The 17691-nt window shown below is 40.4% G+C and carries 11 protein-coding genes and 1 tRNA gene; 5 read left to right on the top strand and 7 right to left on the bottom strand.

The window, feature by feature from the left end:
• From HU824_RS11480 to HU824_RS11465, 4 genes are all read right to left on the bottom strand, one after another.
• Positions 1-71 (bottom strand) — tRNA-Arg (locus HU824_RS11480).
• Positions 72-146: 75 nt separating this feature from the next.
• Positions 147-2444 carry a patatin-like phospholipase family protein gene (locus HU824_RS11475; RefSeq protein WP_136010978.1) on the bottom strand — a complete coding sequence of 766 codons (2298 nt, stop codon included), beginning with the start codon at positions 2442-2444 and terminating at the stop codon, positions 147-149.
• Between the two features lie 182 nt (positions 2445-2626).
• Positions 2627-4675: a molecular chaperone HtpG gene (gene htpG, locus HU824_RS11470; RefSeq protein WP_176468913.1), complete on the bottom strand. Its 2049-nt coding sequence runs from the start codon at positions 4673-4675 to the stop codon at positions 2627-2629.
• A 111-nt stretch (positions 4676-4786) separates the two neighbouring features.
• On the bottom strand, positions 4787-7315 hold the full coding sequence (locus tag HU824_RS11465) for an ATP-dependent Clp protease ATP-binding subunit (RefSeq protein ID WP_176468912.1): 2529 nt from the start codon (positions 7313-7315) through the stop codon (positions 4787-4789).
• Between the two features lie 304 nt (positions 7316-7619).
• Here HU824_RS11465 and gyrA point away from each other — a divergent pair, with 304 nt between their 5' ends.
• The 5 genes from gyrA to HU824_RS11440 all read left to right on the top strand — a co-directional run bounded on the left by gyrA (position 7620) and on the right by HU824_RS11440 (position 13663).
• Positions 7620-10148, top strand: coding sequence for a DNA gyrase subunit A (gyrA, locus tag HU824_RS11460; protein ID WP_176468911.1), 2529 nt, complete (start codon positions 7620-7622; stop codon positions 10146-10148).
• Between the two features lie 30 nt (positions 10149-10178).
• Positions 10179-11420, top strand: coding sequence for a M48 family metallopeptidase (locus tag HU824_RS11455; RefSeq protein ID WP_136010982.1), 1242 nt, complete (start codon positions 10179-10181; stop codon positions 11418-11420).
• A 529-nt stretch (positions 11421-11949) separates the two neighbouring features.
• Positions 11950-12414, top strand: a complete 465-nt coding sequence (locus HU824_RS11450) for a hypothetical protein (RefSeq protein ID WP_176468910.1) — start codon at positions 11950-11952, stop codon at positions 12412-12414.
• On the top strand, positions 12386-12739 hold the full coding sequence (tnpB, locus tag HU824_RS20045; RefSeq protein ID WP_136010984.1) for an IS66 family insertion sequence element accessory protein TnpB: 354 nt from the start codon (positions 12386-12388) through the stop codon (positions 12737-12739). The genes HU824_RS11450 and tnpB overlap by 29 nt, the downstream gene beginning before the upstream one ends.
• Before the next feature lie 417 nt (positions 12740-13156).
• On the top strand, positions 13157-13663 hold the full coding sequence (locus HU824_RS11440; protein ID WP_176468909.1) for a hypothetical protein: 507 nt from the start codon (positions 13157-13159) through the stop codon (positions 13661-13663).
• 799 nt (positions 13664-14462) lie between these two features.
• Here the strand turns inward: HU824_RS11440 and HU824_RS11435 are convergent.
• The 3 genes from HU824_RS11435 to HU824_RS11425 all read right to left on the bottom strand — a co-directional run bounded on the left by HU824_RS11435 (position 14463) and on the right by HU824_RS11425 (position 17688).
• Positions 14463-14738, bottom strand: coding sequence for a DNA-binding protein (locus HU824_RS11435; protein WP_085929906.1), 276 nt, complete (start codon positions 14736-14738; stop codon positions 14463-14465).
• A 246-nt stretch (positions 14739-14984) separates the two neighbouring features.
• On the bottom strand, positions 14985-15830 hold the full coding sequence (locus tag HU824_RS11430) for a tetratricopeptide repeat protein (RefSeq protein ID WP_136010986.1): 846 nt from the start codon (positions 15828-15830) through the stop codon (positions 14985-14987).
• A gap of 10 nt (positions 15831-15840) precedes the next feature.
• Positions 15841-17688, bottom strand: a complete 1848-nt coding sequence (locus HU824_RS11425) for a BatD family protein (protein WP_176468908.1) — start codon at positions 17686-17688, stop codon at positions 15841-15843.
• Positions 17689-17691: the final 3 nt, after the last annotated feature.

Genomic DNA, 17691 nt, shown 5'->3' with positions numbered 1-17691 from the left:
CCGCGACAGGATTCAAACCTGTAACCGGCTGATCCGTAGTCAGCTACTCTATTCAGTTGAGCTACGCGGCCTCTTTGTTTAACGGGTGCAAAGATACGCACTTTTTCCGAATTAGCAAACAATATCCAAACTTTTTTTGAAAAAAATTATTCGACAAAGCGATAATTAAACAATTGCCAGCCGATGGTCATCCCCACATTCCACTCCTTTCTCGGTGAGCTATAATGATTTACATAAGCAGAGATGGCTCCAAATGGCAAATGGCAAATAATAGAAACTTCTCCTATATATTCAAAGCGGGAGAATGCTTTTCCATAATATGCTTTATTCAATGCATTCTTTTTTATCGGAAAAATCGGTGTAAAGCCATAAAATTCTGTCCGGAACTGGAACATGTCGTTCAAAACATATATGGGCTTGATACCGGCAGCCACATACTGGTTGGCACGAAAAGCTTCATTGTACATAAGTTTACTATGCGGAGTCGGTGCAAATTCTCCTGCCTGCATCATAGTTGCCGTATAATTCTCGGAGAAATTCTTCGATGAATACAGTGCTTCTGCCATCCATCCCAGAGTGAACTTCGGTCCCATTGTGTGATATGCCTCTTTCATATAAGAGATTTGCAACCAAGATTGCCGCTCTTGCGGAAAAGGACTATACCCTTCTTGCAGATTTCCCGGTTTAAATCTTTCCCTTCCAGTAAAGACCTGGGCTATCAGCTTCTCCAGATAGCCTTTTGTCGCGTATTGCCGCGTATTCAGGGTGCTCCCATAGAAACCGATGGAACCTCCCAGAAGCTTGTAGGTACTTCTGTCCGAACGGTCTCTATCGAAATCGATTACGCTGGATTGAAAGTAGTTATCTTCCAGTTGACCATATCCCAGGCTGAACTCCGCACGCTTATTGGCCAGAAACGGCAAGGCAACCATCAATTTCACAAAACGTTCGTCCTTTGAATTGAATGAAGGCTTGTCATTCTTGGAAAACAGCTTGTCTTTCTTGTAGTAATCGAAAGTACTGATTGAAGCAATAAAACGAAAGGACGTAGGTATGTGGGTAGGCAAATCAATCTTACCCATCAATTGGGCATTATTATAAATCTTACCCAACTGACCGTCAAAAGTGATTTCCTTGGAATAATAATTCAAGTTCTGATATCCTACTCCCAAATAGATTTGGTTTGAGCTGGTAGTAGAAACACTGCCCCCCAAACGGACGGAGAAATTATCCTCCATCTTCACCTTCAAATGCAACTCATATAAATCTGATTCAGAATTATATACGGCATGAGGAACTATTTCCGAAATCATATTATCCGCCAGTAAACGAAAATATCCGCGCTTCAAGTCTTCATAAGTAAAGACCTCATGCTCCTCATCATGGAATTCTTTTTTGATGTAGGCTTGCTGTTGAGTATTCGCCCCTTCAATAATAATATCCCGGAAACGGAATTGAGGCAGATTACTCCGAAAAACGAGACGCCTCAAACGTACATTATCAGCATTTACTCTACGATGGACACGGCTTTTGATGGAATCCATCATGTTAAGAGTACGGTTGTAACCTATATCGTGCAACTCCTGCAGACGATCAAAATCCAGCAGGTTGACATCGTCGTACTTGAAGGTCATGACTATGCCTAATGAGTCCGGAATGGAATAATCGGTCTTTTGCATAATCATATTCTCCAATTGGCTCATCAGGTTATTCTCCTTCGGTTTACCCGGATTGGCCGCCACCACACTGCCAATGATGACATCCGGATGAAAATCCTCCCGCATCACATCCGTAGGGAAATTATTGTAAATACCGCCATCATAAGCAAGCGTACTGTCTATTTCTATCGGTTTGAAGACAAAAGGAAAACTCATGGAAGCTCGTACCGCATCCCCCAAATCCCCTTTGCCCAATACCAATGGCTTTTTGTTATACACATCGGACGCTATACAGCGAAAAGGGACAAACAGTTTGTTGAAATTACCGGCACATGCAGCCGTGGCACGTGCAAACAATTCCACAAATACCAGATTCATCTGTATGGGGTTGACCATACTTGTAGGAAGTATCTGGGGTTTTATATGCAACGAGTCCCTAAAAGCAAAACGGATATTGAAAAATTCTGGTGAAGGACGATTTTTCTTAAAATAATACTCGTATTTGGGCTCCACTTTGCCCGAATACCAACGTTTAAAGTCGGGAGAGCGTAACAGCGCCTCCATATCGTCTGGAGAATACCCCATGGCATATAGAGAACCGATGATAGCTCCCATAGAGGTTCCGGTTATATAATCAATGGGGATATTATTCTCTTCCAAAGCCCGGATAATACCTATATGAGTCATGCCTTTTGCTCCACCGCCACTCAGTACAAGCCCCACTTTCTGAGCTTGTAAAATAAAGCTACATAGAAGAAACGAAAAAAACAATAAAACTCTTTTCATAACTGTGCTATTCCGAGTAAGATAAATGTTCATTGCCCCAAATATAAACAATAGTTTCTAAAAATGCCGTATTCAACGAGGGAAATCACACCTCAATTGGTGAAAATGAATAAAAAAAAGGGTATTGTGACTCTGGAGAATCACAATACCCTTGCATATATTGAATGCAAATTTAAGGGGGCCTATTTTATCAGATCAATGCTTCTCTTGACAAAGTTGTTCAAAGCTTCACCTCTCAACATACCATTCTGCAGCAGTGCTAAATCTATCAGTTGACGGACAACCTTATTCTTGGCTGCATAATCAGCGAAGATACCTTCTTTCTGCATTTTCAGTTTGTCCCACTTCTTATCCAGCTCATTTACCTTATCTTTTTCGGTAGTCGGTATATCTTCATCTTTCTTACCTTCCTGCTTCTTCTTCAATTCATTACGTTGTTTATCCACTTCATTCATTTCTGCCTGAACCGGAGCAATGGCAGCAGCACATTCCTTGTCTTCATCTACCAGAACTTCTTTCACTAGCTTATGGTCTGAATTCAATACCAAGTTAAACATATCCGGCATTTCGCCATAGAAGCTCATTCCTGCCTGAATATTGGCCATTTCTTTCATACGACGCATATACTCGCTCTGAGTTATCATGATAGGAGTGGCGTTTTCGCCCAAGGCCTGCGCCGTAACGTTGAATTCCGTCTTATCCATCTTGGGCAACTGGCTCTTGAAGATGGAAGAAAGAACTTCCTGCTTGCCAGCTTCCAACGCTTCGTTCTTCTTGTCTTCCTTGACAATCAGATTATCAATAATATCGCTGTCTACGCGAGTGAAGCGAACCTTTTCGAACTTCTGCTCCAACATGCTCACCAATGCAATGTCCAGCTGTCCATCCATCAACAGCACATTGTATCCTTTATTCGTAGCGGCCTCTATGTAGCTGTATTGCTCATCTTTATTATTGGCATACAGATAAATCAGATTTCCATCCTTATCCGTCTGGCTATCCTTAATTAACGTTTTATACTCTTCGAAAGTGTAATATTTGCTGTCTGTATCGGTGAAAAGGGCAAAGTCCTTGGCTCTATCATAGAAATCTTCCTGCGTAAGCATTCCGTAGTTGATGAAAATCTTCAAGTCATTCCACTTTTCCTCAAATTGCTTACGGTCGTTCTTGAAGATAGACTGCAAACGGTCTGACACCTTCTTCGTGATATATGTAGAAATCTTCTTCACGTTGCCATCGCTCTGCAAGTAAGAACGGGAAACGTTCAATGGAATGTCCGGTGAATCAAGCACACCATGCAGCAAGGTCAAAAAATCGGGAACAATACCTTCCACCGAGTCCGTCACATATACCTGATTGCAATAGAGCTGAATCTTATTCTTATTCAACTCAATGTTGCTCTTCACCTTGGGGAAGTACAGAATACCAGTCAGATGGAACGGATAATCCACATTCAGATGAATCCAGAATAAAGGCTCGTCGGACATAGGATAAAGATTGCGATAGAACTTCTTGTAATCTTCATCTTTCAATTCGCTGGGTTTCAGTGTCCACAAAGGATTGGAGTCATTGACAATATTATCTTCGGCAGTTTCAACCTGCTTGCCATCTTTCCATTCTTTTTTCTTGCCAAATGCAACCGGAATAGGGAGGAAGCTGCAATACTTCTTCAACAAAGAGGAAATACGCGCTTCTTCGAGGAACTCTTTGCAGTCATCATCTATGTAGAGAACGATATCAGTACCACGTTCTGCCTTATCTGTGTCTTCAAGCGTAAACTCCGGACTGCCATCGCAGGTCCACTTTACAGCCTGAGCACCTTCCCGATAGGATTTAGTGATGATTTCGACTTTCTTGGCAACCATAAAAGCCGAATAAAAACCCAAGCCAAAATGACCGATGATGGCATTGGCGTCGTTTTTGTATTTCTCAAGGAAGTCATTGGCACCAGAAAAAGCTATCTGGTTAATATACTTGTCTATTTCTTCAGCAGTAAGCCCGATACCATGGTCAGACACCGTAATGGTATCTTTTCCCAGCGAAACATGCACAGTTAAATCGCCAACTTCACCCTTGAACTCACCAATAGAGGAGAGTGTTTTCAGTTTCTGCGTAGCATCAACTGCGTTAGAAACCAACTCACGGAGAAAAATTTCATGATCACTATACAAGAACTTTTTAATGACGGGGAAGATATTCTCAGTAGTTACCCCAATATTACCTTTTTGCATACTACATTTATATTTTTTAGATTTATATTTTTAATTATTTCGGCAGATATAGCACAAAAAAAATGCCAGTCCATAAGGACTGACATTTTGACGGTTTTTATAAAGAACTGCTTATGCTTTCTTGATGCTCAGCTCATTTTTTTCTTTGTCTACTGATACGTTTACCATATCACCCGGTTGTAACTCCGCAGCCACTATCAACTCGGAAAGTACATCCTCCAAGTAGTTCTGAATGGCACGCTTCAATGGCCGCGCACCAAACTGCACATCGTATCCTTTTGAAGCGAGGAATTTCTTTGCATCATTCTCCACTACCAGCTTGTAACCAATTGCTTCAACTCGTTCGTACAAGCCTTTCAACTCAATGTCCACAATCTTCGTGATAGCATCCAAAGAGAGCTGGTCGAAAGTAATGATTTCATCCAAACGATTCAAAAATTCAGGAGCAAAGGTCTTGTTCAAAGCTTTTTGTATCACACTGCGCGAATATTCATTGTCATCCGTGCGGTTTTGCGCCGCAAAACCCACACCACGGCCAAACTCCTTCAACTGCCGTGTACCGATATTGGAGGTCATAATAATAACCGTATTCTTGAAATCGATGGTTCTGCCATAATTGTCAGTCAAACGGCCTTCATCCAGCACTTGGAGCAAGATGTTAAACACGTCCGGATGAGCTTTTTCAATTTCATCCAACAAGACAATGGAATACGGCTTGCGACGTACCTTTTCGGTCAACTGGCCACCTTCCTCATAGCCCACATATCCCGGAGCGGCACCAATCATACGAGATACGGTGTATTTTTCCATATACTCGCTCATATCAATACGTATCAAGGCATCGTCAGAGCCAAACATGTATTTTGCCAATTGCTTCGCCAAATGTGTTTTACCCACACCAGTAGGGCCAAGGAACATAAAGGTTCCGATAGGATGATTCGGAGCTTTCAACCCTACACGGCTACGCAAGATCGCTTTGGTAAGTTTCTCTATCGCAGCATCTTGAGCTATCACCTTCGCCTGCAGTTCTTCCTTCATTCCAGCCAGTTTAAGTCCTTCTGCCTGCGCCATACGCTGTACGGGTACACCGGACATCATCGAAATAACATTAGCTATTTCTTCTTCACCTACCGTTTGGCGATTATCCTTCAAACGGGCCTCCCACTCAACCTTCATCTCTTCCAAGCGGACAGAAAGTTCCTTCTCACGGTCACGGTAGCTGGCAGCCAGCTCAAAATTCTGTGACTTTACAGCTTCAGCCTTCAGGCTTCGTGCCTCTTCAATCAGCTTTTCCTGCTCCTCAATTTCTTTCGGAACGTTAATATTCGTCAAATGCACACGCGAACCAGCCTCGTCCAAAGCATCAATAGCTTTATCCGGGAAGTTACGATCGGTAATATAGCGTGCTGACAACTTGACACATGTTTCCAAAGCTTCATCTGTGTAGCTCACATTATGATGGTCTTCATACTTCTCCTTGATATTCTTCAATATTTGAAGCGTCTCTTCAGCCGTGGTAGGCTCTACAATAACCTTTTGGAAACGACGTTCTAAAGCACCGTCTTTCTCGATATTCTTTCTGTATTCATCAAGAGTGGTAGCTCCAATACACTGGATTTCACCACGCGCCAAAGCCGGTTTCAGCATATTGGCAGCATCCATGGAACCGGCAGCAGCACCGGCACCTACAATCGTATGGATTTCATCGATAAAAAGAATGACATTCGGATTTTTCTGCAATTCATTGATAATAGAGCGAATGCGCTCCTCAAACTGACCACGGTATTTTGTTCCCGCCACCACAGAGGCCATATCAAGCATCATCACACGCTTTTCGAACAAGATACGCGAAACCTTCTTTTGCACAATACGTAATGCCAAACCCTCTACGATAGCGGATTTTCCTACGCCTGGTTCGCCAATAAGCACCGGATTATTCTTCTTGCGACGGCTCAAAATTTGCGCCAAGCGCTCAATCTCGCGCTCACGCCCAACAACCGGATCTAGCTTGCCTTCTTCGGCAGCCCGCGTCATGTCTACGCCGAAATTATCCAACACAGGAGTATCATTGGACGGCTTTCTGGATGCAGTCTGTGCAGCTGAGGCTGAACCAGATTCACCGGTACGGGAAGAACGGGGCATATTCATGTCTTCTTCATCCTCTTCATCGTCCTCAGTGAATCCCATTCCAGCATTCGGATTAGTCGATTTCATGGAAAGTTGTTCAAATACAGTCTGGTAATCTACCCGATTTTCTTCCAAAACAGTTGCAGCAAGATTATCACCATCTTTCAAGATAGCCAGCAATACATGTTCCGTATCAGCTGTTACGCTTTTCAGCAGACGTGCTTCAAGCATACACATCTTCAATATCTTGGCCGACATCGGGGACAAAGGTACTTCAGCGTCCGGCAAGAGAGTATCGTCCTTAGCATCTTTTAGGAAACCCTCCAGACGACTTTTTACCCGTTTTAAATCTATATCAAGTTTCAACAATATTTCAATAGCTTTTCCTCCGCCATCACGTAGCATACCAAGCAGAAGGTGTTCCGGGCCAATATAGCGATTTCTCAATCGATTGGCTTCTTCCTTACTATAAGTAATTATGTCTGAAACTCTTTGTGAAAAATAATTGTTCATATTTTATAATTCTCCTCAATTAAAAAGGTTATCCACGACAAAGATACGCATTTATTAATTCAGCGTATCATATTTAACTGATTTAATAGTATACAAATCTCGTGCCATAAATCTCAAATCTGTTTTTCCATTTTATACCTTATATATTAATGGTAATTCGGGGGAAAAAGAGGGAGGTAGAACTTCCATATTTATGCCGCAGGCAACAAAGTTTATGGAAGAAAACTTTTGTATATCGTAAAAAAGTAGTACTTTAGCGTGGTTTTTCACGAACCCCCAAATGTATAATTAATAATCTTTTTAAATGCTTGAACAAGACAGAATTATAAAGATTAACATCGAGGAGGAAATGAAGTCATCGTACATTGACTACTCTATGTCGGTCATTGTTTCACGTGCCCTTCCAGATGTTAGAGATGGTTTTAAACCCGTTCACCGAAGAATTCTTTTCGGAATGATGGGATTAGGAAATACCTCCGACAAACCTTATAAAAAATCAGCCAGAGTTGTAGGTGAAGTATTAGGTAAATATCACCCTCATGGCGATTCATCCGTTTACGGAGCTCTTGTACGTATGGCTCAGCCTTGGGCAATGCGTTATATGTTGGTAGACGGACAAGGCAACTACGGTTCAGTAGACGGCGACAGTGCTGCTGCCATGCGTTATACAGAGTGCCGTTTGCGAAAAATTGGCGAAGACATGATGACAGACCTTGAAAAAGAGACCGTTGACATGCAGAACAATTTTGATGACTCTCTGCAAGAGCCTACCGTCATGCCGGCCCGTATTCCGAATCTTTTAGTTAATGGTGCGTCTGGTATTGCAGTAGGTATGGCTACCAATATGCCGACTCATAACCTGTCTGAAGTTATTGATGCTTGTATTGCATACATTGAAAACAATGACATCGACATAGAAGAGCTGATGACGTATGTCAAAGCTCCTGACTTCCCGACCGGAGGCTATATATACGGCATGAGCGGTGTTCGAGAAGCCTATCTCACGGGACGCGGACGTGTCATAATGCGTGCTAGAGCCGAAATTGAGACTGGTTCGACACACGATAAAATAGTTGTGACAGAAATTCCTTATGGCGTCAACAAAGCTGAATTGATTAAAAATATAGCCGATTTGGCCAATGAAAGGAAAATTGAAGGTATTGCCAATGCTAATGACGAATCCGACCGTGAAGGTATGCGTATCGTTATTGATGTAAAACGTGATGCAAATGCCAGCGTTGTACTCAACAAGCTCTATAAGATGACAATGCTGCAGACATCTTTTGGTGTGAACAATGTTGCATTGGTACATGGCCGTCCACGTCTGCTGAATCTGAAGGATTTGATAAAATACTTCGTTGAGCACAGACATGATGTAGTCATCCGCCGTACTCAGTACGATTTGCGTAAGGCCAAAGAACGTGCACACATTCTGGAAGGATTAATCATTGCATCTGATAATATCGATGAAGTAATCAAGATTATCCGCGCTGCTAAAACACCGAATGATGCTATCTTGGGTTTGATGAATCGATTCCAACTCAGTGAAATTCAGTCACGTGCCATTGTGGAAATGCGTTTGCGCCAACTCACTGGACTGATGCAAGACCAGTTGCACGCCGAATATGAGGAAATTCAAAAGCAGATTGCTTATTTGGAAGAAATTCTTGTCAATGACGAACTCTGCCGCCAAGTTATTAAAGATGAACTGATTGAAATAAAAGAGAAATATGGTGACGAACGTCGCTCGGAAATTGTCTATTCATCAGAAGAATTCAATCCGGAAGACTTCTATGCAGATGATGAAATGATTATCACCATCTCACATATGGGATACATCAAACGCACACCGCTGAGCGAATTCCGTACACAAAACCGTGGTGGGGTAGGCTCTAAAGGTACCGAAACTCGTGATGCAGACTTTGTAGAGCATATTTATCCTGCAACCATGCATAATACCATGATGTTCTTTACACAGAAAGGTAAGTGTTACTGGCTGAAGGTATACGAAATCCCTGAAGGTACTAAGAATTCAAAAGGTCGTGCCATCCAAAATTTGTTGAATATCGACTCTGACGATGCTGTGAACGCCTATTTGCGTGTGAAGAATCTGAACGACCAGGAGTTTATCAACAGCCATTATGTATTGTTCTGTACTAAGAATGGTATCATTAAGAAAACATTGCTTGAACAGTATTCACGTCCTCGCCAAAATGGGGTAAATGCCATTACTATCCGTGAAGACGATCGTGTAATCGAAGTGCGTATGACAAACGGTGACAATGAAATCATCATTGCCAACCGTAACGGACGTGCTATTCGTTTCCATGAAAGTGCTGTACGCGTTATGGGACGTACTGCCACCGGTGTACGTGGCATGACATTAGATGAAGACGGTCAAGACGAAGTAGTAGGTATGATATGCATCAAAAATCCTGAAGCAGAAACAATCATGGTTGTATCAGAACAAGGATATGGCAAACGCTCGGATATTGAAGATTATCGCAAGACCAATCGTGGTGGTAAAGGTGTGAAAACAATGAATATTACCGATAAAACGGGTAAATTAGTGACAATCAAGTCTGTTACAGATGAAAATGACTTGATGATTATTAATAAATCCGGCATTACCATTCGTCTAAAAGTTGCCGATGTTCGTATCATGGGACGTGCTACACAAGGTGTGCGTCTAATCAACCTTGAGAAACGTAATGACGAAATAGGTTCTGTATGTAAAGTCACTTCAGAAAATGAAGAAGAACTTATAGAGGAGGGGAAAGAAAATATCCCTGAAAGCCCTCAGAACGAGGTAAACAACGAAAATGAAGAATAGACATAATATTAATTTAAATTTTCTACAATCATGAAAAGAGTATTATTTTCAATGGTTTTACTATTTGCCGCAAGCTTTACTTTCGCCCAAGAAAAGAACGTGAAAGAGGCTAAAAGTATTGCTAACGGAGTAAATCCTGACTTTGCCAAAGCAGAGGAACTGATAAATCAGGCTTTAACCAATCCCGAAACAAAAGACAATGCTGAGACATGGGATGTAGCAGGTCTTATCCAAAGAAAAAGAAGTGAGAAAGAAATGGAAAATGCCTATCTGAGAAAACCTTATGACACTCTTCAGGTATATAATAGTGCATTGAACATGTGTAAATTTTACTTCAAATGTGACGAATTGGCACAAATTCCCAATGAAAAGGGCAAAATCAAGAATAAATATAGAAAGCCTAATTCTGCTACAATTTTAGCAGAACGCGGTAATCTGATTAATGGTGGTATACAGTTCTTTAATTTGGCCTCACAAAAGGAGGGCGATGCAGCTAATGAAGACAATAAAAAAGCGTTAGATTTCTTTGCAACATATATTGATATTGCTATCAATCCGATGTTTGAAAAGGAAAATTTATTACAAACAGATACAGTATTACCCCAAATAGCATATTATGCAAGTTTAGCAGCTGCTAAGATGGAAGATTATCCTAGTATTTTGAAGTATGCTCCTTATGCACAAGATGATAAAGAAGTTGGGAAATACGCTATGGAATTTATCTCTACTGCATTAAAAGCCGAAGGTGATACTGTTAAATGGATTGCTTCTTTAAAAGAAGGTATCCAAAAATATCCTGAACATTCATTCTTCTTTGGTCATTTGATTGATTATTATAGCAATAATAACAAATATGACGAAGCTATGCAGTTTGCTGATGATATGTTGGCTAAAGATTCTAACAATACATTCTATTTGTATGTAAAAGGTTACCTTTATCACAATATGAAAGAGTATGATAAAGCTATTGAATTCTATAAGAAAACTATAGAAGTAGATTCTAATTATGCAGAAGCATACTCTAATTTGGGTTTGATTTACTGCTTACAAGCACAAGATTTCTCCGAGAAAGCAACTACAGATATTAATGATTCTAAGTATAAAGAAGACCAAGCTACTCTGAGGACTTTCTATGAAAAAGCAAAACCTTATTATGAAAAGGCAAGAGAACTGAAACCTGATCAAAAAGATTTATGGTTAAATGGTCTCTATAGAGTGTATTATAATTTGCAGATGGGCCCTGAATTCGAAGAAATTGAAAAGCTGATGTAATATTTCTTTCAGTAATAATAAAAGCTTGTTTAGGGACATTCAGTAAATGTCCCTAAAACGTAAGATGGCATATAAAGTCGATAGAGTATAATCACTTTATATGCCATTGTTATTGTCCTTTTTCTGTGTTTTTTACATAATCCTATTATCTTGCTGGACATGACGTTTCGGAAGAAGTCTGATGATCTCTTTTGATTCGTAAGCATCCGGTATTGTTGTGTAACCAACTAATATTTAGTATCTTTACATCAATAAAAAGAGACAGACAATGGATGAAAAAGATATATTGCTCAAGACGATTGAAGGGCTGAATACCTCCATTGCTTCATTGTCTGCCATCAATAAAAAACAAGCAGATTAGAATGAAAAACTGCAGGAACGTATCAAGGAGTTGACGGTCCAGGCCACGTGGTTGAACCGCTAACTTTCCTCTGTCGAATCGAATTTATCCGTAAGTGTCCGATAATCGCATATTTACCAACCATGCTTTTCCCCCTATTTTTGTTCTGATTAAAAAAAATGGAAGATAATGGCAATATCACAAAGCGAAATGCAGGTTCTTTATGCAAGATACCTCAAAAGTGGAATGACATTGGAGGATTTCTGTAAGAAACAACAAGTCACGTATTGGGATATGGTGGAATGGATTAACCAATGGGAAAAGTTACACGGTGAGAAGTTCGTCGAAAACTCAACCGTGACATATCATAGAAGCCAGTCCAGATTGCTAGCCCCATTTTCTGGATCGAAAATCACACCTCAAGCACAAAGGTTGTTCCCGTTGGAGTTTGAAGAGAACGATGTGCCTCTCAGACTGCCGGAAGACAGTCCTGCATTCAGAGCCAGCCTCGAACTGCCAAAACCTGGAACCATCATCAAAGAAGCCAAGCTCACTTTTCCGAGCGGTATGACTATTGACATACCACAGACAACAATCAAGGCGTTAATCCTAATGTCTATCATATATGAAGGGAACTGTATTGGGATTGATTAAGGATATGAAATATTATTTCTGCCAGGAATCGGTGAATATGAGAAAGGGAATTGAAGGGCTTTGTGGTGTTATACGTGGTAGCCTGTTGCGTGACCCTTTCTCGATGGAAGTATTTGTGTTTCTCTCACGGGACAGGAAACTCTTAAAGATTCTCAGATGGAATGACGGGACTTTTGTGCTATATACTGTCAAGTTATACAACAGGAAGCGGGTTAATCCTTCATATCACACGGAATCGGAGTCTTATAAGATGAACTGGAATGACTTTTGGAACCTTATAAGCAACCGAAAAAACTGTTTAAACGGACTTGAAAAAGGTGAATGATTTTATGTGTAAAATCATTATAATTATTTGTGTATTAAATAATTAATTATTATATTTAATACATGAATATAAGTAGCATATACCATAATCTGATGGAGCAGGTACGCAGTAAGGACGCTCAACCAGACTTGAAACAACTTGTTTCAAGTCTGGTTGAAAAAGTCGATTCTTTAGAATCCGAACTGGCGTCATACAAATCGCTCGTAAAGGGAGCAGCTTGATACCATCGGGCTACTGAACAAAAAGATTTTCGGGTACAAAAGCGAGAAAACACATACGGAATCACCTGAAACGGAAAATATTGAGAGTGTACCAAGTTACATCAGAACTAAGCCGGTCGATGACGCACCTGTGAAGAACATACGAAAAAAGATTAAAAGTTCATACAGAAGACCGGAACGGAGGGCTTACAAGGAAATGGAGGAAAGGATTGAAGTGCTTACGCCTGATGCGGAAGAATTGAAGGGTGCAAAATTTGTCCGTTCTGAGAAGACCTTCCGCCTGTATATGATACCGGCGCGGATTGTGAAGGTCATCTATAGGAAGTTCGTCGAATCGGAGAGCAACAATCCGGAACATTCCGGGGAAGCTTTGGATTTTATCGGGAAGATTTACAGGTTGGAAAGGTTCTTCAGGAAGAAGAAGTTTATCCCGGAGAAAATCAGGGAGTACCGGATTCGTTTTACCGTTCCGATATTCAGAAAATTCAAAAGGTTGCTGCGTCCGACAAAACTTGGACTGAACAACTATCTGTTCTTCGGGAATCACAAGAATGCCAAGAGGGGAGCCATTATCTACACCATCGTGGAAAGCTGTAAACTAAACAATGTCAATCTGTTCGAGTATTTAAAGGTAGTGTTCAGCAAGAAACCAGAAGTGGGGGAGACGTATGAAATGTTTCTTCCGAACAAGTGGAAAGTATAAATTGGCTTGTAACTATTCAGCGATTCTTACTGCTGACTTTTTAATAGTGGAAATTGAATATCTCCCAACTCCTTAAAAAATGTATTCGGCTTTGTATTTACTAATAAGAAACCGTATACAGTCATCTTTTGGTTTCCTTTCACTACAAAACCGTCATCGTTTATCATCGGTACATAAATGATAGACCCTTTTTTATATTCTCATCCGTAACAATCTGAAAATCTCTCTTTTTGTTTGAAAACTTAGGCAGCTTCCCATCTTCCTGCAAATTTTTTATTTGCTCTTTTAATGCTATTTTCATCCTGCACAAAAAGCCTCCATTTGTTGTGATTGATGTATATAATTGATGACATCATGAGTTGCCCCTCCAGCTTTTGCCATATTCACTATAGAAATGTAATCATCTGCGGGGTCATTCTTGGCTCGTTTGTTGGCAGATTTCCAAGCACTGTCTTGGCTCGTTTGTTGGCAGATTTCCAAGCACTGTCATGTGACTCTTGAATAACGTAATTAAATCCAATGCACCACCGGGGTTTTCATAATGTAATATTAAACATAATCAAGATATTGGTTAAAAACTATATGTACCTATCAATACATTTCGCCAAATAAGCCATGTCCGACCACTAATCCAGTAGTTTAGAAACTTCGTCGAACATCATTTTCTTTTTCAAGAACATCCTTCAATTGTACGTTAGATTGCCAAAGTAAGTAACTAACCAATTTATCTTCCATGATTTTGAGATTAAAACAAGCAAGAAATCCCAATTGTTATCAGCAATTGGGATTCTATCTCTTCTTAAGCTCGAACAGCCTCTTCAGTCTTACCTGCCATTTCATCTAAAATTTTTAAAGCTCGCTCCAAAACAGTAGTATCATCAATCATAACCAATCCACCATCTGGTCCAGGTTCCAAGTGAATCCCAACACTTTTCCCCTCCTTAAAATTGTGTCCACCGAAGAAATTTCTTACAGTGTCAACATTCAGTCCAAGTTCATCGGCTATTCTATGCATACTACCACTGGGCAATGAGTCTTTAATCTTACGTAATTCATTAAATGTTATTGTTCTCATATTCATAAATTTAATGGTTAATACTCTATACTTTTATTATCACGCTATAAATTTAAGGAAAAAAAAGATAAAACAAACTATTTCTTTATCTTTTTTCAAAAAGAATATTGCCTCTCCCCAAAATAATCATTTTTCAAGTGTACAGAATTATAAGCACAGGGAAGAATCCCCTAAAAACATACAGAAACAGCTCGTATAAACCAATAATACCGCTTTATACGAGCCGTGTTTTAGATATAAGGAGAATTAAATACCCTCTACGGTGGAAGCTGGAACCCACCCTACTTTACCGTCTTCCAAACGAATTTCTTTCCATTCACGCATAGAGTTGTCTTTTATTTCAACTTTACGTCCTTCATGAAGAATGAATAGACTTGTACCACTTTCGCTGGGCGTGCTGCGTACTGTGACACTAGGAGCCAACACTATAGCTTCATTACGATTCATCAGTTCGTCTTTTTGCTGAGCAGCAAACACATTACTCAATATAACAAAAACCAAGAATACTATTCCTGCAATGAATCCCACTTTCTTTCCCATGACCTGTTTTGAAAAGAAAAAGAGATAGAATGAAACGAGTAACAGTATAAAGAATACAATCCCCAACTTAGCCCATGCATCTACGCTAAGACAATTAATCAACGATTTAGTCCAAGATACAAAGAAAACCTCAGGAACTGGAATTACCTTATCGATTGTCTTAGAACGTGCTATCTCCAAATTTGCACGAATATCAGCGTTACCAGGCTCCAACAACAAGGCACGCTCATAATTCAATATAGCTTTTGCCATATCATCTGCCTTATAATAACTGTTGCCAAGATTATAATAGACTTCTGCAGCCTCTCCCTTCTTTAATAGATTCTCATATATTTGAATGGCAGAAGCATAATCATTCCGTATATAGGCGCTGTCACCTTCAGCTTTTGTCACATTGCTTTCTTGTCTTGCAGCAGAGAATTCCGCATGTGAACTGGCAGATATAGAATCATCGGCAGTCTGTAATGTATCTACAGATGCGGAATTCTGCCCATAGGCAGTAATTGCCATCGCTAGACTAAGAGTAAAAAACAATATTTTATTCATTACCATTTCCTCCTGATTAATGTTTTATCGAGTTTTCCATTTTGCTGATAACTTCCAAAGAAGCTGAATATACCTTATCCATAGCCTGGTTATCATCACCCGGAGCAAAGCGGGCAAACTCACAGTTGTTCAATGCATCGAGGAATTCCTTTATCAACGCATCATTCACACCATAATTACGAAGTTCCTCTTCGATATTATCCTTAGACAAACGGGATACCGGAATGTTCAATTTATCACTGATATATCCCCAAAGAGCCTTCAAGACCTCATCATAAAACGCATCTTTCTTATTCTCAGCCAGTAATTTACCAGCTTGCTTCATACGTTTCACCGCCACTTTATTGGCTTTCTTGGTACGCATCTTTGCTACATTTGCATTGGCTGCTATTTGCTTACGATAGATGATAAAAAATGCAATGAATGCAATACCCGGTATCAAATAAAGCAACCAATACATCAACGAACCGAAGAAGAAATCGCCTTTGGGAGACAGAGTAACATTATTCTGCTTGATAAAACGAATATCCTCGTTCAATACTTTCAAATCTTCCTTGCTTGTAAAGTTTGCAATGGTCTGAGCAGCATTACCTGCTCCCTTTTCCACATGTAATTCGTATTCTTCTGTAGTCAACGTTTTATACGAACGGGAATTAATATCAAAATAACTAAATCTTACGGCAGGAATCTTATAAGTTCCGGCATTACGCGGAATTGCCAGATACTCGATGACCTTGCTACCGGAGAGACCCGAATTTGTCAGACGGAATTTACTGTCCACCTTCGGATCATATACTTCAAAATCCTCGGGGAATTTAACTTCCGGATTAGAAAGCAATTTCAGATTGCCGGTACCAGAAATGACAAGTTTGACAGTAACAGCATCATTGGTCTTGACATTTGTACTATTGATAGAAGAAGTTATATTGAACTCTCCCACTCCTCCCGAAAAATCGGCTGGCTTACCTGCCGGCAAAGGTTTTACGTCAATTGTCAGTTGCGGAGTCAAAATTGTCTTCTTGACTTCTACGTAATTGCTTCCTCCATTGAAAAATGCCTCAAACGGATCGGCAACTTGTGTAGCTTTTGCAATGGAAGCGTCAAAGCGTGCAGCATCAATTGTCAGCTTACCGGCTTGTTGCGGGAACAACACAAACTGACGATAGATAGTAGACTGATAATTTCTACCTTTATAATGCTCCAATCTCCATCTTCTATCATTAGGCAATTCTACTTCCTGAGAATGGAATCCTTTGAAGTCAGGCAATTTCACATTATCAAACATACGTAAGTCCACCAAAGTGTATATCTTGTATGTCAGTAGAAAAGCCTCTTGTTCATACACCGTCATCTTACTGGCAGTGGCTGTAATGAACAAATCACTATTCGATACAGATGTTCCGGAAGAAGCGCGGCTGGCAACGTCCCCACTCTGTTTGCCGCCATTTCCAGAAGATGCTCCATTGGCAGACTGATCTGCCGGAAGAACCCTTACTTGTACAGAATTAGAAACCATTTGATTACCATCAGCAGTAATAGTGGCTCCCGGAATGGTAAAATCACCTTCTGCAGTGGCCATTAAAATGTAAGTGAATGTAATGCTGCTGGTTGAAGTCGTCTGTCCATTAATCATCTGCACGCTACTTTGCTGCGAGCGGCTGGGTCCCATCAACACATCAAATCCCTTAATAGAAGGAGCACGAAAAGCCCTCACCTTTTGTGTAGTCACCGTATACGACAGTCTGAACTGGTCTCCTACCGCCACAGCGTCAGGAGCAGACGCAGTAAACGATACCTTGCCATCGGCAAAGGCATTCATACTGACTGCAATCAGTGCTATCCATAAGAAAACTATTTTTCTCATATA

The organism is Bacteroides sp. L10-4, from assembly GCF_013373675.1.
Classification (GTDB): Bacteria; Bacteroidota; Bacteroidia; order Bacteroidales; family Bacteroidaceae; genus Bacteroides; species Bacteroides muris.
The sequence above is the reverse complement of the archived record's forward strand: the minus strand, read 5'-3'. Positions and strand labels throughout refer to the sequence as shown.

Bases quoted from the DNA above. Each gene is read 5' to 3' on its own strand.
- HU824_RS11475 (WP_136010978.1), bottom strand. From the start codon at position 2,444: ATGAAAAGAGTTTTATTGTTTTTTTCGTTTCTTCTATGTAGCTTTATT.
- htpG (WP_176468913.1), bottom strand. From the start codon at position 4,675: ATGCAAAAAGGTAATATTGGGGTAACTACTGAGAATATCTTCCCCGTC.
- HU824_RS11465 (WP_176468912.1), bottom strand. From the start codon at position 7,315: ATGAACAATTATTTTTCACAAAGAGTTTCAGACATAATTACTTATAGT.
- gyrA (WP_176468911.1), top strand. From the start codon at position 7,620: ATGCTTGAACAAGACAGAATTATAAAGATTAACATCGAGGAGGAAATG.
- HU824_RS11455 (WP_136010982.1), top strand. From the start codon at position 10,179: ATGAAAAGAGTATTATTTTCAATGGTTTTACTATTTGCCGCAAGCTTT.
- HU824_RS11450 (WP_176468910.1), top strand. From the start codon at position 11,950: ATGGCAATATCACAAAGCGAAATGCAGGTTCTTTATGCAAGATACCTC.
- tnpB (WP_136010984.1), top strand. From the start codon at position 12,386: ATGAAGGGAACTGTATTGGGATTGATTAAGGATATGAAATATTATTTC.
- HU824_RS11440 (WP_176468909.1), top strand. From the start codon at position 13,157: ATGGAGGAAAGGATTGAAGTGCTTACGCCTGATGCGGAAGAATTGAAG.
- HU824_RS11435 (WP_085929906.1), bottom strand. From the start codon at position 14,738: ATGAGAACAATAACATTTAATGAATTACGTAAGATTAAAGACTCATTG.
- HU824_RS11430 (WP_136010986.1), bottom strand. From the start codon at position 15,830: ATGGTAATGAATAAAATATTGTTTTTTACTCTTAGTCTAGCGATGGCA.
- HU824_RS11425 (WP_176468908.1), bottom strand. From the start codon at position 17,688: ATGAGAAAAATAGTTTTCTTATGGATAGCACTGATTGCAGTCAGTATG.